The sequence below is a fragment of the Streptomyces sp. NPDC044106 genome, from assembly GCF_056433985.1.
This window is the reverse complement of the sequence record NZ_JBWKFZ010000012.1, coordinates 1-17,465: the sequence shown is the minus strand read 5'-3', so window position 1 is coordinate 17,465 and position 17,465 is coordinate 1. Positions and strand designations below refer to the sequence as shown.

The following is a 17,465-nucleotide window of genomic DNA, read 5'->3' as shown; positions in this document are numbered from 1 at the left end:
GCGGGCGGTGCCCATGGCGGTGCGGGACACCTGCGCGGGGCCCGCCGCCCGGGTCGGGGACGCTTGACCTTGTCGTAGCGTCAACGTTTCTACTGGGCCCATGCGAATCGGAGAGCTCGCCGGCATCGTCGGTGTCACGACGCGTGCCATCAGGCACTACCACCAGCTGGGTCTGCTTCCCGAGCCCGAGCGGCGGTCCAACGGCTACCGCGCGTACGGGCTGCGCCATGCCGTCGCGCTGGCCCGCGTCCGGCGCCTCACCGAGCTGGGTCTCGGGCTTCCCGAGGTGCGGGACGTGCTCACGGACGACGCGGGCCGCGAGCTCGCCGAGGTCCTCGCCGAGCTGGACGCGGATCTCGCCCGGCAGGAGGCCGCGATCCGCGAACGCAGGCAGCGGCTCCGCTCCCTGCTCGCCGACGCGGAGCACGGACGCCTCTCGCCCGAGGGGCCCGTCTCACCCGAACTGGCGGAGTTCTTCGGCGAGCTGGCCCGCGCCTCCGAGGGCCGCCTACCGGGTCCGGAGTCCCCGATGGCCACGAAGGACCGCGAGTTCCTCGTCCTGCTCGACACCACCGCCGCGCCGGAGGACCGGGACGCGTTCCTCACCGCGATCCGCCCGGCGCTCGGCTCGCCGGGGGCGGTGGAGCGGGCCCATGAGGTGTACGCACGGCTCGACGCCCTCGCCGGCGCCGACCTCGGCGACCCCCGTACGCAGGCCGCCGTCGACGAGGCCGCGCGGGCGCTGGCCGACACCCTGCCGGACTCGCTCCTGAGCGACCTGGGGTCGGGGGACGCGCAGGCGTTCGCCGAGGGCCGCGGCGACCGTGGCGACGGCTTCCTCGAAGCGTTCCTCGCGGACTTCGCTCCCGCGCAGGCCGAGGTCCTGCGCCGTGCGATGGGGCTGCTGGCACGGCGCGCGGCGGCGGAGGGCGTCGATGGGCCTGCCGAGGAGAGGGAGGAGAGGGCGGAATGAGCATGCTCAGGGGCAGTTTCGTTCCTGCGCCCGTGCGGCGGCTCGTCGGGCACGAGCTGCGCGTCCTGGCCAGCCTCGCGATGTGGGTGGCACGGCGGCGGCACGGCGTGCGCGGGGCGGGCGACCAGGCCTTCGGGCACGCCCGGGACCAGGCGGCGATCATGTACGGCCTGACGTGCGTCTGCGTCATCGAGGCGTACGGGATGGCCGTGCTGCTGCGGAACTGGCCGACCGCCCACACCGTGATGCTGGTCGTCGACGTCTACAGCGTGATCCTGATGCTCGGCCTCCACGCCGCGTCCGTGACCCGGCCGCACGTCCTGTCGGCCGACGAGCTGCGGCTCCGTCAGGGCGCACACCGGGACCTGCGGATACCGCTGACGCTGATCGCCGCCGTACGCGCGGAGCGGCTCTTCACCCACCCTCAAGAGCCGCGAGAGCCCCAAGCGCCGGACACGCCCGACCAGTCCCACGGCCGGACGCTCGACATGCCGGTCGCCTCCACGACGTCACTCACCCTGGAGCTGGCGGAACCGGTCACCGACGTCGGCTTCCTGGGAAAGCGGCGCGAGGTGACGAAGGTCCGGCTGCACGCGGACGAGCCCGACCGGCTTCTCTCGGCCCTCAAGGAACAGCTGGCGGCGCACCCTCACGCGGGCGCGAACTGAACCTTCGCGGTGCCGGGGTCCGCCTGGGCGAGGCGGACCCTCAGCCGCTCCCCCAGGGGCAGCTTCGCCGAGCCGCCCGCGATGCGGGCCACGACCGCGGGCGTGCGCAACTGGACGGTCCCGACCGACGGATCACGTTCCTTCACGTCCACCACCACGGCGTCGAAGATCTCCCCGACCCGCCCCTTGAGCAGCGCGGCCTCGACGATGTCCACGCACTCGCGCTCCACGGTGTTGCCGCGCCTGCTGCCGTCCGCCATCTCCTTGGGCAGCACGTCCAGGGCGGCGAGCACCCACTCCGGGGGCGGCGCGTCCGCGCAGGCGGCGAGGCCGAGCTCGGCGGCGTAGCGGTCGACGAGGCGGCGCAGCGGGGCGGTGCAGTGGGTATAGGGGGCGGCGACCGCGGCATGGGTGGTCAGCTCGGGGATCTCGCCGCCGCGGAACGCCGTGTAGCCCGCGCCGCGCAGCAGCGTCGTGCACTCCTGGAGGAACGCGGCCTGGTGCGGTTGGCGGGGATCGAGGGAGCGGACCAGTCGCGCGTACGAGACGTGGTGCGGCCAGTCGATGCCCAGAGCCGTCGCGGTACGGCGCAGCCGGGCCACGGCGCCGTCGGGGGCGGTCGGCAGCGTGCGCAGGATGCCGGTACCCGAGGCGATCATGAGCTCGGCGGCGGCCATGCCGGTGAGCAGGGAGATCTGCGCGTTCCAGCCGTCGGCGGGAAGCGGGGCGCGGAAGGCCGGTTCGTACGCGCCGTCGCGCTCGACGATCTCCTGCTCGGGGACGTCGAGGGAGATGCCGCCGCGGTCGGCCTCGCGCTGCTCGCGGAGTTCGCCGATCTCCCGCAGCAGTGCGAGGGGCTCCTCCGCGGTGCCGTCGTCGACGGCCTTCTGCACCCCTTCGTAGTCGAGCTTGACCCGGCTGCGGACGAGGGCACGGCGTACGTCGGTCCGCTCGGCGCGGCCGTCCGCGTCCAGGTCGATCGTCCACAGGACGGCCGGGCGGTCCTGTCCCGGCAGCAGACTCGCGGCGCCCTCGCTCAGCGACGTGGGGTGCAGGGGCACCTTCTCGTCGGGGAAGTACAGGGTGGTGACGCGCCGGTGGGCCTCGGCGTCGAGCGGCCCGCCGGGCGTGACGTACGCGGCGACGTCGGCGATCGCGTACGACACGCGGTACCCGGCACCGTCCCTGCGGCGCGCCAGGTGCATGGCCTGGTCGAGGTCGACGGAGGTGGGCGGGTCGACGGTGAAGAGCGGGAGGTCCGTGGCGTCGTGCTCCGGAAGCCGGGGCGAGGCGGCGGCGCGGTCCGCTTCCGCGAGGACGTCGGCCGGGAACTCTTCGGGTACGTCGAGTTCGGTACGCAGTGCGCGCAGGGCGGCCCGCAGCGGAGCCTCGGCTGCGCCGGTCACTCGGAGGTGGCGGCGGGGCATGTTCCCGAGCGTATGGCATGCGCCGGGCTCGGGCGGGGTCTTGGCGCGTGGCCGTGCCGGGGGTCGGGCTGGTGGGTGGGACCTCTGGGGCGGTGCCCCGCGGCGTACCGCGGGAGCGCGCCGGTGTCCGTTCGAGCGCGGCCGCACACGCCCCGTACCCTTTCGCGGGGGCCGCACCCCTCCCCCCGTACCGCCGAAGGAGTCCTACCGTGCTCGTCCTGCTGCCGCCGTCCGAAGGCAAGGCACCCTCCGGGCGGGGAGCCCCGCTCAAGCCGGAGAGCCTGTCGTTGCCGGGGCTCGCCGAGGCGCGGCAGGCGGTCCTCGACGAGCTCGTCGAGCTGTGCTCGGCGGACGAGGAGAAGGCGCGCACCGTGCTCGGTCTCAGCGAGGGGCTGCGCGGCGAGGTCGCGAAGAACGCCGGACTGCGCACGGCGGGCGCGCGCCCGGCCGGCGAGATCTACACCGGCGTCCTGTACGACGCCCTGGACCTGGCCTCGCTCGACGCCGCCGCCAAGCGCCGCGCCACCCGCTCCCTGCTCGTCTTCTCCGGCCTGTGGGGCGCGGTCGGCGTGAACGACAGAATCCCCTCCTACCGCTGCTCGATGGGCGTGAAACTGCCCGGCCTCGGCGCGCTCGGAGCGTACTGGCGTACGCCGATGGCCGACGTCATGCCCGAGGCGGCGGGCGACGGCCTCGTCCTGGACCTGCGTTCGTCCGCGTACGCGGCGGCGTGGAAGCCGAAGGGTGAGGTGGCGGGGCGGACGGCGACCGTACGTGTGCTGCACGCGCAGGTCGACGAGAGGACCGGTACCGAGAAGCGGTCCGTCGTCTCGCACTTCAACAAGGCGACGAAGGGGCGGATCGTCCGCTCCCTGCTGACCAACGGCGTCCAGCCGAAGGACCCGGCCCAACTGGTCGAGGCGCTGCGGGATCTGGGCCACGTGGTGGAGGCGGAGGCTCCGGCCAGACCGGGCAAGCCGTGGGCGCTCGACGTGGTGGTGCGGGAGATTCACTGAGGGCCTGTCCAGGCCTGTCTTCGGACCCACCTCTTCGCGGTGGCGTCCGCGCGTCAGAGAAGACGCGCCAGGGCCGCTTCGGACGGGCTCCCGGCCGCCGCCTGGTACACGATGATCACCTGCTGCTCGGCGCCGCCGACCGTGAGCGCCTGCCTTCGCAGGGCGAGGCTGCCGACGACCGGGTGCGCGAAGCGCTTGAGTTCGTCCCGGACGGGACGCGTCTCGTGCCGCGTCCACAACCGACGGAACTCCTCGTCCGTCTCCAACTCGGCGAGCAACCGGACGGTTGCGGGGTCGCGCGGATCGGCTTCGGCGCGCAGGGCCGCCGCGGTCTGCGCGGCCACCTCCGCCCAGTCGGGGAAGAGCAGGCGGGACGCCGGGTCGAGGAACACCGCTCGGACCAGGTTGCTCCCGGGCTCGTACATCGGGGCGAGCGCACGGGCCTGCTTGTTCGCCGCCAGTACGTCGAAGCACCGGTCGCGCACGTACGCGGGGCGGTCCGCCCACGCGTCGAGCAGCCGGTGCACGTCCGCGGAGACCTCGGTCCGCGACGGCGCCACGGGGGCGGGGGCGGCGAGGGCGTGCAGGTGCGCGGAGGCGTCGGCGTCCAGCTGCAGCGCCCGCGCGAGGGAGTTCAGCACCTGGGGCGAAGGGTGCCGGTCGACGCCCTGTTCGAGCCGGACCAGGTACGGCTCGCTGATTCCGGCGAGCCGGGCCAGTTCCTCCCGGCGCAGTCCCGCCACCCGGCGGCGTCCGCCGGTGGGTACCGCCGCGTCCGCCGGAGCGACCCGTCCGCGGCGGGCCTTGAGGAAGTCTCCCAGGAGATTGTCGGCCACCATGCCGCGAGGGTAACCCCGTGGGGGTGCTGGCTGCCGGGGTGCGAACGGCGCAGGCTCGATGCCATGAAGACCTGGTTCATCACCGGCGCGTCCCGCGGTTTCGGCCGCGTCTGGGCCGAAGCCGCTCTCGACCGCGGCGACCGTGTCGCCGTCACCGCACGCGATCCCGAGACCCTGCGCCCCCTCCTTGACGCCCACGGGGACAACGTCCTCCCGCTCCGCCTCGACGTGACCGACCGCCCATCCGTGCTCGCCGCGGTGCGGCGGGCCGCCGAGGCCTTCGGCCACCTCGACGTGGTCGTCAACAACGCGGGCTACGGCCTGTTCGGCATGGTCGAGGAGACCACCGAGGAACAGGCCCGCGCACAGCTCGACACCAACCTGTTCGGCCCGCTGTGGGTGACGCAGGCGGCCCTGCCGTACCTGCGGGCCCAAGGCAGCGGCCACATCCTGCAGGTATCCAGCATCGGTGGCCTCGCCGCCTTCCCCACACTCGGGCTCTACAACGCCTCCAAGTGGGCCCTTGAGGGGCTGAGCGAGGCCCTGGCCCAGGAGATCGCCCAGTTCGGCATCCACGTGACCCTCATCGAACCCGGCCCCTACGGCACCGACTGGTCGGGGTCGTCCGCAGTGCACACCGAGCCGCTCCCCGCCTACGAACCCGTCCGCGCCGCACGCCGGGCCGGTGCGTCCGCCCGCGCCCCCCAGGACGCGCGGGACACCGCCGCCGTCATCCTCGAACTCGTCGACACCGACGCACCACCCCTGCGGCTCTTCCTCGGCACCTACCCCTATCCGGTGGTCGAGGCGGCCTATCAGAAGCGCCTCGACACATGGAACGCGTGGCGCCACCTCGCCTCCCGGGCGTGACCGGCACATCCGACGTCCACTCGACACGTACGGCAAAACCTGTGTCATTGCAGCATGCGCAACGCGCTTTGCGCGTGCTGCACCCCCCGGGCAGGATGACTCCATGACCTCCTCCGCAACGGGCTCCGTGCTCGATCTCGCCCCCGTCGTTCCCGTCGTCGTCGTGGCGGAACTCGGCGACGCCGTGCCGATGGCGCGGGCCCTGGTCGCGGGCGGGCTGCCCGCGATCGAGGTGACGCTGCGGACTCCGGTCGCGCTCGACGCGATCTCGGCCATCGCCGCCGAGGTACCGGACGCGGTGGTCGGCGCGGGCACCGTCATCACGGCCCGCAACGTCGCCGACTCGGTCGAGGCCGGCGCCCGTTTCGTCGTCAGCCCCGGCTGGACGGACACGCTGCTGGACGCGATGCGGGGGTCCGGCCTGCCGTTCCTGCCCGGGGTCTCGACGACCTCCGAGGTCGTGGCGCTGCTCGAACGCGGCGTACGGGAGATGAAGTTCTTCCCGGCCGAGGCCGCAGGCGGCACCGCCTACCTGAAGTCCCTCGGCGCGCCGCTGCCGCAGGCCCGCTTCTGCCCGACCGGCGGGATCACCGCCGGCACGGCGCCCACGTACCTCGAACTGCGGAACGTCGGCTGCGTGGGCGGCAGCTGGATGCTCCCCGCCGACGCCGTCGCCGCCAAGGACTGGGCACGCGTCGAGTCGCTGGCCCGCGAGGCCGCCGCCCTCCGCCCGCGCTGACCGGCCGGACGGGGCACCGGTCAGCAGCAGGCTCTCAGCGCAGGTGGGACGTGTCGTTCAGCAGGCGCAGCGACGCGTTGCCGTCGGCGTAGTACGCCACGACCGAGACCGAGGCCGCCGCGAGTTCCATGCGGAACAGCGATTCCGGCGGGGCGCCGAGTGCGAGCCGCACCAGCGTCTTGATGGGCGTGACGTGCGTGACGAGCAGCACCGTGCGGCCCGCGTACGCGGCGGTCAGCCGGTCACGCGCCGCCGCGACCCTGCGCGAGACCGTCGCGAACGACTCGCCGCCGGGCGGCGCCGCCTTCGGGGAGGCCAGCCAGGCGTTCAGCTCCTCCGGTTGGCGCTCGCGCACCTCGCCGAAGGTCAGCCCCTCCCAGGCGCCGAAGTCCGTCTCGCGCAGGCCGTCGTCGAGCCGTACGTCGAGTCCGAGCCGGGCGGCGACGGTGCGTGCCGTCTCCTGGCAGCGCTTGAGCGGCGAGGAGACGACGGCCTCGATGGTGCCGCGCAGCGCGAAGGCGGCCGCGGCGCGCTCGGCCTGCGCACGGCCCGCCCCGGAGAGGGACGGGTCGCTGCCGCCGCTCCCGGAGAACCGCTTCTCGGGCGTCAGCGCGGTCTCGCCGTGCCGCAGCAGGACGAAGGTCGCGGGGGCGCCGAGGTCGGCGGGGGCGGCCCAGCCGACGGGCGGGGCGGAGGCGTTGCGCGCGGCGCGGGCGTCGGCGCTTCCCTGTGCGGTGGCGGGCGGCGAGGACGAGGGCGACGGCGAGGCCCAGTCAGCGACCGATACCGGCCCCGGCCCCGACCCCGAGTCGGAGACCGAATCCCCGCGCGACGCGGCTCCGGCGCTCAGCGCCGCCCGCGCCCGCGCAGCGCCCGCAGCCGCGTCTCCCGGCGGCCCGCCGGGCTCGGGGGACCCGAAGAGCTCGGTGGGAGCTTCGGCCGCCGCCCGCGCGGCCCTCGCGTCGAGCTCCGCCGTCGACGCTGACGGCGACCACCGCTCCCCCCGCTTGCCCGCGTCCATCGCCTCGTTCGCGAGCCGGTCCGCGTGCTTGTTCTTCTCGCGGGGGATCCACTCGTACGTCACCCGGTCGGGCGGGTGGACCCGCGCGGCCTCGGCGGCGAGCGGCTTCATGTCGGGGTGCTTGATCTTCCAGCGGCCCGACATCTGCTCGACGACGAGCTTGGAGTCCATGCGGACGTGCACGGAGGCGGCCGGGTCCAGCTGGTGGGCCGCCTTGAGGCCGGCCACCAGGCCCTTGTACTCCGCGACGTTGTTCGTCGCGACGCCGATGTACTCGGCGGCCTCCACCAGGGTCTCCCCCGTGGCCGCGTCGATGACGACCGAGCCGTACCCCGCGGGCCCCGGGTTGCCCCGTGACCCGCCGTCGGCCTCGACGATGAACTCCCGCACCGGGCAGGCTCCTAGAGGCCGGACTCGGACGTACGGACCAGGATGCGGCGGCAGTTCTCGCATCGCAGCACGGTGTCGGGGGACGCCGCCTTCACCTCGTTGACCTCGGTGATGTTGAGCTCGAGGCGGCAGCCCTCGCAGCGCCGCTGGTAGAGCTTGGCGGCGCCGACACCGCCCTCCTTCACGCGGAGCTTGTCGTAGAGCTTGAGCAGGTCGGCCGGGACCGAACCCGCCACGACCTCGCGCTCCTTGCCGACCGTGGCGGCCTCGGCGTCGATCTCCTCGCACGCGGCGTCACGACGGGCCGTCGCGTCGTCGATCTTCGACTGGACCGAGGAGACCCGCTCGGTGAGCTCGGCGACCCGCTCCTGGGCGGACTCGCGGCGCTCCATGACCTCCAGGACGACGTCCTCGAGGTCGCCCTGGCGCTTGGCCAGCGAGGCGATCTCCTTCTGGAGGTTCTCCAGGTCCTTGGGGGAGGTGACGGCGCCGGAGTCCAGGCGCTGCTGGTCGCGGGCCGCGCGCTGACGGACCTGGTCGACGTCCTGCTCCGCCTTGGTCTGCTCGCGGGCGCAGTCGCTCTCCTCGGTCGTGGAGGCGACGAGCAGGTCGCGCAGCTGCGTGAGGTCCTTGTTCAGCGACTCGATCTCGGCGTGCTCGGGCAGGGACTTCTTCTTGTGCGCGAGCTGCTGCAGGCGTACGTCCAGACCCTGGACGTCGAGCAGTCGGATCTGGTCGGCGGGCGCGGCGTTCAGTTGGGGGCTCCTGTTGAGTCGTTTGAGGCGTTGTGTGAGGCCGCGTGGGCGGTCCAGGGGTCGGTGACCGTCTTCGAGACGTGGACGCGAAGGCCCCATCCGTTCCGGTCGGAGATCTCGTCGAGCTGGGCTGCGGCCAGCTCGCACCAGGGCCACTCGGTGGCCCAGTGCGCGGCGTCGAGCAGCGCGAGAGGTGTGCGTTCGCGGGCCTCGGACGCCGGGTGGTGGCGCAGGTCCGCGGTGAGGAAGGCGTCCACGCCCGCGGCGCGTACGTCGTCGAAGAGGCTGTCGCCGGAGCCGCCGCTGACCGCGATGGTGCGGATCAGCGCGTCCGGGTCGCCCGCGACGCGGATGCCCTGTGCGGTGGCGGGCAGCCGCTTCGCGGCGCGCTCGGCCAGCTCGGCGAGGGTCAGGGGGTGGTCGAGCTCGCAGATCCTGCCGAGGCCGCGGCGGCCGTGCCGGTCGGCGGGGTCGGGTACGAGGGGGCGTACGACGCGGACGTCGAGCGCTCCCGCGAGCGCGTCGGAGACGCCCGGGTCGGCGCGGTCGGCGTTGGTGTGCGCGACGTGCAGCGCGACGTCGTGCTTGATCAGGTCGTGGACGACCCGGCCCTTGAAGGTGGACGCCGCGACCGTCGTCGTACCCCGCAGGTAGAGGGGGTGGTGGGTGACCAGGAGCTGGGCTCCGAGGGAGACCGCCTCGTCGGCGATCTCCTGGACGGGATCGACGGCGAAGAGGACCCGCGAGACCTCCGCGTCGGGGTCTCCGCAGACCGTGCCGACCGCGTCCCAGCTCTCGGCCAGATCGGCGGGCCACAGGGCGTCGAGCGCGGCGATGACTTCAGACAGACGGGGCACGGAGAAAGGCTACCTTCCCCGCGTCCCGCGCAGGTCGTGCGTTACTGACCGCTACGGAGCGGCTACTTGGGAGGCTTCTCGGTGCCACTTCCCGATGCCGCTGCGCGGCTGTCGGCGTGGCCGCCGGGACCGGCCTCCCTCACAGCACAACCGCCCCCTCCCCCTCAGGCGAATCGGGACATCTCCACCCTTCTGTGTGAAGCGGACGCCCGTCGATGCCACGTCAGTGCGGACGAAAACTAGCTTCGGGGCCGGAGGTGACACCACGATGACCGCGCCACCAGCGCCGCCACCGACCCAGACCCCCACGGCCCCCATGCCCCCCACCGCCCCCGCGCCCCCCGTCCGTCTCCGCGTACCCGCCCGCCCGGCTGGGTGCACGATCGCGGCGGACGGTTCGTACGCGGCGCGCCTCGCCCGCGCCGCCGGCGCCCCGGACTCCTGGTATCCCGAACGCTGGACCCTCGGCTCCGGAGAGCCGTACGCCGTGCCGCTGCCCGGCAACCAGCCCGAGGAGCCGTCCACGGAAGTGCATCCGATGGCGGACGGCCGCGTCCTCATCCACCGCGTGGTGGGTGAGCGGCACGCCTTCTCCCTGCTGTATCCGACAGGACCCGGCACCGGCGAGGTGCCGCTCGGGGCCGTGGAGTGCGGCGAGCTGAGCCTGCTGCCACCGGCGCCGGGCGGCGACCGCGCGTACGCCCTCGCGCCCGGCGCCCGCTCCTCCGACATCTGGCTGGTGGCGGGCGGCTCCTTCGGGCCCGAACACCTGGCCGCGGTGCCCGGCCGCTGTTCGGGCGGCGTCTGGCTGGACGGCACGGACCGCATGCTCGCGCTCGACCGCGATCTCGACGGCCGCACGAAGACGGTCGCGGTGGATCTGGAGCGCGGCGGCGAGGTCACCCCCCTTCTGCAGATCTCCGAGGAGAGCGACGACCGGCTGCTGCTCGCCGACGCGGGCAGCGGTCTCCTCCTGATCCGCTCCGACGCCCCGGGGCGGCCCCGCCTCGGCTGGGGCGTCCTCGGTGGTACGCGGCCGGTGCGCTTCCCCGAGTGCCTGTCGCCGCCGGACCTCGCGGTGACGCCGTTCGCGATGCAGCCGGGGCAGGCCCTCACACCGGAGGCCTGCGCGGTGGCGCTGCGGATCGACGCCCCGGCGGGTCGGGGTGGCGGCGGGGGTGGTGGCGGTAGTTGGCTCGGCCTCTGGCGGCCCGCCGAACGCAAGCTGCATCAGCTGGCCGCGCCCCCCGGCTGGCTGGCCGGATCCGGCTGGTGGACGCGGGACGGCACCCTGTGCCTGCCGTACGTCACGGCCGCCGTGCCGTGCGGGGTGGCCCGGGTGACGCGACCCGCCCCGCCGCCCAGCGCGGCCGAAGCCTCACCGGCCGGTGCCGGCGCCCCATCGCCCGGTCCCGGCGCCCCTGCGGAGAGAAACGTTCCCTACCCGCCACCACCGCCACCGCCGCCCCCGTCGGCCTCCCCCGCCGACCTCCCGAAGCCCGCCGTCACACGTCCCGTACCCCTCCAGCAGGCACCCCTCGGCGGTCGAACAGTGGCCGGTTAGACTCGCCCGGCTGTACGAACGATCTTCTTTACGGGGTGAATGGATTGACTACGACCGAGACCGTTTCGGAGACACACCAGAACACCGCACCACGCATGAACACCGCACCACGGATGCCGTCGAACGCGCCCACCGGCGCGGGGTCCGGAGCCGGCAGGCACCGGGGCCCGGTGTCCGAGCGCGACGAGGCAGCGGCGCCGCGGGGGCGGCACCGCAGGCAGGACCAGCAGTCCTGATCCGGTACCGGCAGTCCTGACCGGTACGCCCGTTCGTAGCGCCAAGCTCGTAGCGACAAGAGCGACGAGAACGAGAGGCCTCGCCCCCGTGCCGCCACCCATGGCGCGGGGGCGAGGCCTTTCACCGACCGCCTCGTTGAGGCGTTCCCGCAGGTAGTTGACGTAGACGACGCGAGGGAGATGGGGAGCACATGGCTCTGAAGGCAGGCCGGCGGGTGGTGCTGGCAGCGGACACCCGGCTGACGGATTCGGCCGAGGTGGCGGGGGTCGTCGTCGGGTTCCTGTCCCTGGCGGCGGGCAGCGCCGGGACCGTCGAGCAGGTGGTCGACCACCAGGAAGTGAGCGACGACGTGCGCGAGTACGAGCGGCTCAAGTCGCTGCTCGACGCCTTCGGGGGCGAGATGCCCACGGAGAGCAGGAGGCAGCTCGAAGAGAAGATCGGCTCCCTGGAACCCGCGTGGACCGCCTTCCAGGAACGGCCTCCTCGCGTGAGCGTACGGGTCCGCTTCGACAACGGATTCATCCTCGACGGGGCCGACGAGGACGTCTTCGCCCCCTGCCTGAGAGCCCGTCCTCATCCCTGCCTGAGAGCCTGTCTTCGAACCCCGCTAGCCCCGCTTGAGCCCCAGCACCTCCGCCGCCGCGAACGTCTCGTTCGGCGGGCGGTCCGCGTAGTACGGCGAAAGCGCCTCGTCCAGCTCGTCGAAGGTGAACGCCTCCTTCGCCGAGTCGAACTTCGCCGCCACCCTGGGCCGCTCGACGACCGCGACCATGCCGCCGTGGACCACGAGCAGCTGCCCGTTGATCCGGGCGGCGGCGGGCGAGGCCAGATAGCCGACCAGCGGCGACACGTGTTCGGGCGCCAGCGGGTCGAGCCGGCCATCCGACGGCTCCGCGAACCCCGCGAAGACGTCCTCGGTCATCCGCGTACGGGCCCGCGGGCAGATGGCGTTGGCGGTCACGCCGTACTTGGCGAGCGCCAGCGCCGTCGACGTCGTCAGGCCGACGATGCCGCCCTTCGCCGCCGCGTAGTTGGGCTGGCCCGCCGACCCGGCGAGGTAGGCCTCGGACGAGGTGTTGACGATCCGGCCGTACACCGGGCCGCCCGCCGCCTTGGAGCGCTCGCGCCAGTGCGCGGCCGCGAAGTGGGTGGTGTTGAAGTGCCCCTTGAGGTGGACGTGGATGACCGCGTCCCACTCGGCCTCGCTCATCGAGAAGATCATCCGGTCCCGCAGGATGCCCGCGTTGTTGACCAGGATGTCGAGCTTTCCGTAGGTGTCGATCGCCGACCGGACGAGCGCGCGGGCCTGTTCGTGGTCGGCTACGTCGCCGGTGTGGGCGGTGGCCCGCCCGCCCGCCGCCCGGATCTCGGCCGCGACCTCCTCGGCGGGCGCCGCCGACGCCTCGCCCGAGCCGTCGCGGCCCGGCTGCCCGAAGTCGTTGACGACGACGCTCGCGCCGAGCCGGGCCAGTTCCAGCGCCTCGGCGCGGCCGAGCCCGCGGCCCGCACCGGTCACGATCGCGGAAAGGCCCTCAAGTGGCAGTGAGGTCGATGACATCGAAGTCCCTTCGAAGCTGGACGGGGCGGATGCGAGAGGGTGGATGCTGTAGGGCGGATGCTGCGGGCCGGATGCTGCGGGGTCAGATCTCGATGCAGGTGCGCAGCGCCGTGCCCGTGCGCATCTGGTCCAGGGCCTCGTTGATCTCGGCGAGCTGTACGCGGTGGGTGATGAGTCCTGCCAGATCGATGCGGCCGGCCCGCCAGAGCGCGATGGCCCGCTCGTACGACGTGAGGACGTCGCCGCCGCCGTACATCGAGGGCAGGATGCGCTTCTCGTCGAAGAACAGCTCGAACATGTTGAGCCGCAGGTGGTCGTCCATGGCACCGGCCCCGACGACGCACAGCGTGCCGCCGCGCCGCGTCGTCTCGTACGCCGTGCGGGCCGTGGCCGACTTGCCGACGACCTCGAAGACGTAGTCGAAGCCCTCGCCCGCGGTGATCCGCTGCTTGGCGTCGGCCAGTTCGTCGGGCGACACCGCCTCGGTGGCGCCGAACTTCAGTGCCGCCTCCCTGCGCGAGGCGACCGGGTCGACCGCGACGATCTGTGCCGCGCCCTTGAGCCTGGCCCCCTGGATCGCGGAGATGCCGACGCCGCCACAGCCGATCACGGCGACCGACGAACCGGCCGCCACGTCGGCGGTGTTGACGGCCGCGCCGAGCCCTGTCGTCACGCCGCAGCCGATCAGCGCGGCGATGTCGAAGGGCACGTCGTCGGGGATCGGCACGGCGCACCCGGCGTCGACGACGACCTCCTCGGCGAAGGTGCCGGTGCCCGCGAAGCCGAACACGTCCGAACCGTCGCCGGAGCGCTTGAAGTTGGGGGTGCCCGCGTTCATGAAGCCGGCGAGGCACAGCTGGGTCTGGCCGCGCTTGCAGGCGGGGCAGGCGCCGCAGGCGGGCAGCCAGCAGAGGAGGACGCGGTCGCCCGGGGCGAGGCCGGTCACGCCGTCGCCGACGTCGAGTATCTCGCCGGCGCCCTCGTGCCCCGGGACGAAGGGGGCGGGCTGCGGCAGCACGCCGTTCATCGCCGAGATGTCGGAGTGGCACAGCCCGGTGGCCCGGACGCGGATCTTCACCTTGCCGGGGCCAAAGCCCGCCGTCTCGATGCCGTCGAGGACTTCGAGCTTGTCCTGGCCTGTCTCGTGCAGTACGGCTGCGCGCATGGCGCGGCTCCTCTCGTACGGAGATCGCTGCCTCAGGCGTACGCGACCTCGGACGTGTGCGACCTCAGCGTGTGCGTCCTCAGGTGTGTTCGACGACGGTGTCGGCCAGGACCGGCGCGTCGTCCCGTTCGACCGCGGTGACCGTGGCCTGCACCCGGCCGTCGGACCGCCACATGCGGATGCGCAGGGTCTCGCCGGGAAAGACGACTCCCGTGAAACGGGTGCTGTAGCCGCGCACCCGCGACACGTCGCCGCCGAGCTGGGTGTCGACGACGGCCTTGAGGGTCATCCCGTAGGTGCACAGGCCGTGCAGGATCGGCTTGTCGAAACCGGCGAGCGCCGCGAACTCGGGGTCGGCGTGCAACGGGTTCCAGTCCCCCGAGAGGCGGTAGAGGAGCGCCTGGTCCTCCCGTACGGGGCGTTCGACCTCCAGGTCGGGGTCGCCCTCGGGCGCGGGGAGGCGGGTGGAGGGGCCGCGGTCACCGCCGAACCCGCCCTCGCCGCGCACGAAGATCTGGGCGTCACTGGTCCACAACGGCCCCTCGTCGTCGGCGACTTCGGTGCGCAGGACGAGGATCGCGGCCTTCACCTTGTCGTACACGGCGGCGACCCTGGAGGTGCTGACGGCCTCGCCCCTGACCGGGATGGGGCGGTGCAGGGTGATGCTCTGGCCGCCGTGCAGGACGGCGGCCAGGTCCACCTCGATGCCGGGCGCGGAGAGGCCGCCGACGACGCCCATGCCCGCGCCCGCGACGGTGGCGAAGCTGGGCAGGACGTGCAGCCGGGACTCCAGCGTGTAGCGCAGCTCGTCCGGGTCCGTGGCGGGGCGTCCCGCGCCGAGGCCCAGGTGGTAGAGCTGGATGTCCTTGTGGTCCCAGGCGATCTCGGCGGACCTGGGCTCGGCGGCCACGGCCTGCACTGCGTCAATGGGCATCGGGGCAGCTCCTTGGGCCGTGGGTGAAGACCTCGGTGCGGCCGTCCGCACCGTCGACCGCACCGAGGTCGCAACAGGGCCGTTCTAGAACGCGTTCCAGTCCGGCGGTCCCATGTATAGCCGAGGCCACGGCGGTTGTGAAGGCTGCTGACGAGACGTCAGATCGGCGTCGGTGACATTTGTACCGGCCGAGTCCGTACGGCTGGATCTGCCGCGGGGCCGCCCCGCCTCCGTAGCGTCGTGGCCATGACGAAGACAGCGCGGCGCGGGTTTGCGGCCACCGTCGACGAGCCGGCGACTCCCGTCGACGAACCCTCCGGCCCCTGCGTCGCCACCTCCCTGCCTGCCACCGGCGAACGCTTCGTACGCTGGGGTCTCGTACCGGCGTCCCGCCCGCACCGCGGCGGCCGCCCGATGGCGAGGACGGGGAACGCGGACGTGTCCAGAGAGAACGGGATGGGCCGAGGGCTGCGCGCGTGGCGGGCGGCCGGCGCCGAGGCGGCGGAGGACTCCCGCACCGAGCGAACCCCCGGCCCCCGTACCGAACCGAACTGCGACCGCAAATGGGCCAGGTTCGGCCGGCGCAAGAGGTGCGGGGCCCGCTCCGGCGGGGACGAGCAGCTCGGGCCGCCGCCCAGCGGATTCGCGCTGCTGCCCTGGCTCCTGATGGGCCTCGGCGCCGTCTCCCACCTCCTCCAGGGCGAGACCCCCAACCCCTGGATCGGCGCCACCGGGATCCTCGCCTTCAACTCCCTCTACGTCTTCATCGCCTTCCGCGCCTTCGACAAGCGCACGCGCCGGGCCCGCTCCACGCTGGTCGCCCTGATCGCGCTCGGCCTGCTGACCACCGGGCTCGCCGCCGGCTACGGCGGCAACTGGCTGCTCTTCTTCCCGCTGCTCGGCCTGGCCGTCGGTGCGACCGCGCGCGGGCGCGGGCTCGGCCCCATCGGCCTGGCCCTCGGCGCCCTCGCGGGCGCCGTCGGCGGGTTCCGGGACGGCTGGGGCGCGGTGAACATCGCGTACGCCACGTTCCTGTCCACGATGGTGACTGCCGCGATCCTCTCGCTCTCCGAGGCGGTACGCGAACTGCGTGACACCCGCGAGGAACTGGCCCGCACCGCGGTGGAGAAGGAACGCCTCCGCTTCTCCCGCGACCTGCACGACCTGCTCGGCCACACGCTCTCCGTGATCGTGGTGAAGGCGGAGGCGACCCGCCGTATCGCACCGCGCGATCTGGACGCGGCGCTCGGCCAGGTCTCCGACATCGAGGCCGTCGGCAGGCAGGCGCTCACCGAGATCCGCGAGGCCGTCACCGGCTACCGCGAGGGCAGCCTCGCCACCGAGCTGGAGTGCGCCCGCGACCTGCTCGAAGCCGCCGGGATCGAGACGGTGGTCCGCCAGTCGGGCCCGCCGCTCTCCCCGCAGACCGCGGCGCTTCTGGGCTGGGTGGTCCGCGAGTCCGCCACCAACGCCGTACGCCACTCCGGCGCGACCCACTGCGAGATCGAGGTCACGGGCACCGTGGAGCAGTCCCGCCTGATGATCACGGACGACGGCCGCGGCGCGGGTCCGGGCACCCCGGGCAGCGGCCTGAAGGGCCTGGCCGAACGCCTCGCGGCGGCAGGCGGCTCCCTCGCGTCCGGCCCCGGGCCCCGCGGCGGCTTCCGGGTCACGGCGGTCCTCTGAGAGGGGCACCTGTCCGGTCACGCGGGGCCGTCGCCTCTACTGGGACGACACCCCGGCGGCTCCAGGCTTTCCGTCCCGCGCTGAGGTGGTCCGCGAGATCTTCCGCCGGGTGGCCGAGGACGGCGCCTCAACCCACGACATCGTGCGCTGGCTGGACGGCGCTGGTGTGCCTGGTCCGGGTGGCAAGGGCTGGCGGTACGCCTACGTGGCCCGGATGCTGCGCCACCCCGCGTACCTGGGGTGGCAAGTCATACAGATCAAGGCCGCGCCAACCGTCTACCGCAACGAACAAGGCCAGCGAGTACGGCTGTTGGGCAAGGACGGCGCTGCCGTTGCGCTGGTCTCCGAGGAGACACAGCGAAAGGCACTCGCCACACTCAAGGGGCTCACCACCACGCGCCCACGGGGAGTACCTGCCTCGCTCGGAGTTCTACGAGCTGTCGGCCCGTCAGCGTGCCCGGCGTGCTGCCGCTCGTACTGCCTGACCTGACCCCCGTCGGTCGCCCCTTCGCTGGGGTGGCTGGCGGGGGTCTTTGGCGTTCCTGGGGGCGCCTTCGGATCACAGGCTGAGAAACCCCGGTTTCCCGGCCAGCTTCGAGCGCACCCCTTGCAGCGCAGGGGAGTTGGGCACCTTCGTTCCGTAGGCCGACAGGCCCTCTTGCGCTGATCGGCTAGGAGCTGTCCGGCCGATCATGTGACTGTCGCCTGATCTGCTCGTTGCGTCGGGCATGGGGCGGGGAGAACGCGGTGATCTGGCGGACGCGGA

At 73.3% G+C, this 17,465-nt stretch carries 16 protein-coding genes and 1 pseudogene; 9 read left to right on the top strand and 8 right to left on the bottom strand.

Annotation, left to right across the window (positions count from 1 at the left end; all coding sequences use genetic code 11):
• Positions 1-100: 100 nt before the first annotated feature.
• Both AC07DI_RS22405 and AC07DI_RS22400 read left to right on the top strand, forming a co-directional pair.
• Positions 101-973: a MerR family transcriptional regulator gene (locus tag AC07DI_RS22405; protein ID WP_478905789.1), complete on the top strand. Its 873-nt coding sequence runs from the start codon at positions 101-103 to the stop codon at positions 971-973.
• Positions 970-1,641 carry a hypothetical protein gene (locus AC07DI_RS22400; protein WP_478905788.1) on the top strand — a complete coding sequence of 224 codons (672 nt, stop codon included), beginning with the start codon at positions 970-972 and terminating at the stop codon, positions 1,639-1,641. Before AC07DI_RS22405 ends, AC07DI_RS22400 begins: the two co-directional genes overlap by 4 nt.
• On the opposite strand, the gene AC07DI_RS22395 is transcribed toward AC07DI_RS22400, so the two are convergent.
• Positions 1,623-3,068 carry an RNB domain-containing ribonuclease gene (locus AC07DI_RS22395; protein WP_478905787.1) on the bottom strand — a complete coding sequence of 482 codons (1,446 nt, stop codon included), beginning with the start codon at positions 3,066-3,068 and terminating at the stop codon, positions 1,623-1,625. The two genes, AC07DI_RS22400 and AC07DI_RS22395, sit on opposite strands and share 19 nt — an antisense overlap.
• A 209-nt stretch (positions 3,069-3,277) precedes the next feature.
• Here AC07DI_RS22395 and yaaA point away from each other — a divergent pair, with 209 nt between their 5' ends.
• Positions 3,278-4,084, top strand: coding sequence for a peroxide stress protein YaaA (gene yaaA / locus AC07DI_RS22390; protein WP_384256702.1), 807 nt, complete (start codon positions 3,278-3,280; stop codon positions 4,082-4,084).
• A gap of 53 nt (positions 4,085-4,137) precedes the next feature.
• Here yaaA and AC07DI_RS22385 read toward each other — a convergent pair whose 3' ends face one another.
• Positions 4,138-4,923 carry a helix-turn-helix domain-containing protein gene (locus tag AC07DI_RS22385; RefSeq protein WP_384256704.1) on the bottom strand — a complete coding sequence of 262 codons (786 nt, stop codon included), beginning with the start codon at positions 4,921-4,923 and terminating at the stop codon, positions 4,138-4,140.
• A gap of 63 nt (positions 4,924-4,986) precedes the next feature.
• Here AC07DI_RS22385 and AC07DI_RS22380 point away from each other — a divergent pair, with 63 nt between their 5' ends.
• Together AC07DI_RS22380 and eda are read left to right on the top strand one after the other, a co-directional pair.
• Positions 4,987-5,793, top strand: a complete 807-nt coding sequence (locus AC07DI_RS22380; RefSeq protein WP_478905786.1) for an SDR family oxidoreductase — start codon at positions 4,987-4,989, stop codon at positions 5,791-5,793.
• Positions 5,794-5,896: 103 nt separating this feature from the next.
• Positions 5,897-6,532 carry a bifunctional 4-hydroxy-2-oxoglutarate aldolase/2-dehydro-3-deoxy-phosphogluconate aldolase gene (gene eda / locus AC07DI_RS22375; protein ID WP_478905785.1) on the top strand — a complete coding sequence of 212 codons (636 nt, stop codon included), beginning with the start codon at positions 5,897-5,899 and terminating at the stop codon, positions 6,530-6,532.
• A 34-nt stretch (positions 6,533-6,566) separates the two neighbouring features.
• Here the strand turns inward: eda and AC07DI_RS22370 are convergent, their stop codons facing one another.
• The 3 genes from AC07DI_RS22370 to AC07DI_RS22360 are packed head-to-tail and all read right to left on the bottom strand — an operon-like array spanning position 6,567 to position 9,555.
• On the bottom strand, positions 6,567-7,943 hold the full coding sequence (locus AC07DI_RS22370) for a bifunctional RNase H/acid phosphatase (protein ID WP_478905784.1): 1,377 nt from the start codon (positions 7,941-7,943) through the stop codon (positions 6,567-6,569).
• 11 nt (positions 7,944-7,954) lie between these two features.
• Entirely contained in the window at positions 7,955-8,698 is a 744-nt protein-coding gene (locus tag AC07DI_RS22365; protein ID WP_478906015.1) for a zinc ribbon domain-containing protein, read from the bottom strand.
• On the bottom strand, positions 8,695-9,555 hold the full coding sequence (locus AC07DI_RS22360) for a Nif3-like dinuclear metal center hexameric protein (RefSeq protein ID WP_478905783.1): 861 nt from the start codon (positions 9,553-9,555) through the stop codon (positions 8,695-8,697). Before AC07DI_RS22360 ends, AC07DI_RS22365 begins: the two co-directional genes overlap by 4 nt.
• 316 nt (positions 9,556-9,871) lie before the next feature.
• Between AC07DI_RS22360 and AC07DI_RS22355 the strand changes: the two genes are divergently transcribed.
• Together AC07DI_RS22355 and AC07DI_RS22350 are read left to right on the top strand one after the other, a co-directional pair.
• Positions 9,872-11,119 (top strand): hypothetical protein, encoded by a 1,248-nt coding sequence (locus AC07DI_RS22355; RefSeq protein WP_478906014.1) that lies wholly within the window; start codon positions 9,872-9,874, stop codon positions 11,117-11,119.
• 95 nt (positions 11,120-11,214) lie between these two features.
• Positions 11,215-11,355, top strand: coding sequence for a hypothetical protein (locus tag AC07DI_RS22350; protein ID WP_384256715.1), 141 nt, complete (start codon positions 11,215-11,217; stop codon positions 11,353-11,355).
• Positions 11,356-11,963: 608 nt separating this feature from the next.
• Here AC07DI_RS22350 and AC07DI_RS22345 read toward each other — a convergent pair.
• The 3 genes from AC07DI_RS22345 to AC07DI_RS22335 all read right to left on the bottom strand — a co-directional run bounded on the left by AC07DI_RS22345 (position 11,964) and on the right by AC07DI_RS22335 (position 15,013).
• Complete coding sequence (locus AC07DI_RS22345; RefSeq protein WP_478905782.1) at positions 11,964-12,914, bottom strand: 3-oxoacyl-ACP reductase; 951 nt, start codon at positions 12,912-12,914, stop codon at positions 11,964-11,966.
• Between the two features lie 82 nt (positions 12,915-12,996).
• On the bottom strand, positions 12,997-14,079 hold the full coding sequence (locus AC07DI_RS22340) for a Zn-dependent alcohol dehydrogenase (RefSeq protein WP_478905781.1): 1,083 nt from the start codon (positions 14,077-14,079) through the stop codon (positions 12,997-12,999).
• A gap of 79 nt (positions 14,080-14,158) precedes the next feature.
• A complete protein-coding gene (locus tag AC07DI_RS22335; RefSeq protein WP_478905780.1) occupies positions 14,159-15,013 on the bottom strand; it encodes a MaoC/PaaZ C-terminal domain-containing protein in 855 nt (284 codons plus the stop codon).
• Between the two features lie 246 nt (positions 15,014-15,259).
• Here AC07DI_RS22335 and AC07DI_RS22330 point away from each other — a divergent pair, with 246 nt between their 5' ends.
• Together AC07DI_RS22330 and AC07DI_RS22325 are read left to right on the top strand one after the other, a co-directional pair.
• Positions 15,260-16,699, top strand: a complete 1,440-nt coding sequence (locus AC07DI_RS22330) for a sensor histidine kinase (RefSeq protein ID WP_478905779.1) — start codon at positions 15,260-15,262, stop codon at positions 16,697-16,699.
• Between the two features lie 82 nt (positions 16,700-16,781).
• Positions 16,782-17,189: pseudogene (locus tag AC07DI_RS22325) on the top strand (recombinase family protein); the annotation flags it as partial.
• Positions 17,190-17,465: the final 276 nt, after the last annotated feature.

Excerpts from the sequence above, each read along its gene's own strand:
- AC07DI_RS22395 (WP_478905787.1), bottom strand. The coding sequence starts at position 3,068 with ATGCCCCGCCGCCACCTCCGAGTGACCGGCGCAGCCGAGGCTCCGCTG.
- eda (WP_478905785.1), top strand. The coding sequence starts at position 5,897 with ATGACCTCCTCCGCAACGGGCTCCGTGCTCGATCTCGCCCCCGTCGTT.
- AC07DI_RS22345 (WP_478905782.1), bottom strand. The coding sequence starts at position 12,914 with ATGTCATCGACCTCACTGCCACTTGAGGGCCTTTCCGCGATCGTGACC.
- AC07DI_RS22355 (WP_478906014.1), top strand. The coding sequence starts at position 9,872 with ATGCCCCCCACCGCCCCCGCGCCCCCCGTCCGTCTCCGCGTACCCGCC.
- AC07DI_RS22330 (WP_478905779.1), top strand. The coding sequence starts at position 15,260 with ATGACGAAGACAGCGCGGCGCGGGTTTGCGGCCACCGTCGACGAGCCG.
- AC07DI_RS22335 (WP_478905780.1), bottom strand. The coding sequence starts at position 15,013 with ATGCCCATTGACGCAGTGCAGGCCGTGGCCGCCGAGCCCAGGTCCGCC.
- AC07DI_RS22340 (WP_478905781.1), bottom strand. The coding sequence starts at position 14,079 with ATGCGCGCAGCCGTACTGCACGAGACAGGCCAGGACAAGCTCGAAGTC.
- AC07DI_RS22385 (WP_384256704.1), bottom strand. The coding sequence starts at position 4,923 with ATGGTGGCCGACAATCTCCTGGGAGACTTCCTCAAGGCCCGCCGCGGA.
- AC07DI_RS22400 (WP_478905788.1), top strand. The coding sequence starts at position 970 with ATGAGCATGCTCAGGGGCAGTTTCGTTCCTGCGCCCGTGCGGCGGCTC.
- AC07DI_RS22350 (WP_384256715.1), top strand. The coding sequence starts at position 11,215 with ATGAACACCGCACCACGGATGCCGTCGAACGCGCCCACCGGCGCGGGG.
- AC07DI_RS22380 (WP_478905786.1), top strand. The coding sequence starts at position 4,987 with ATGAAGACCTGGTTCATCACCGGCGCGTCCCGCGGTTTCGGCCGCGTC.
- AC07DI_RS22405 (WP_478905789.1), top strand. The coding sequence starts at position 101 with ATGCGAATCGGAGAGCTCGCCGGCATCGTCGGTGTCACGACGCGTGCC.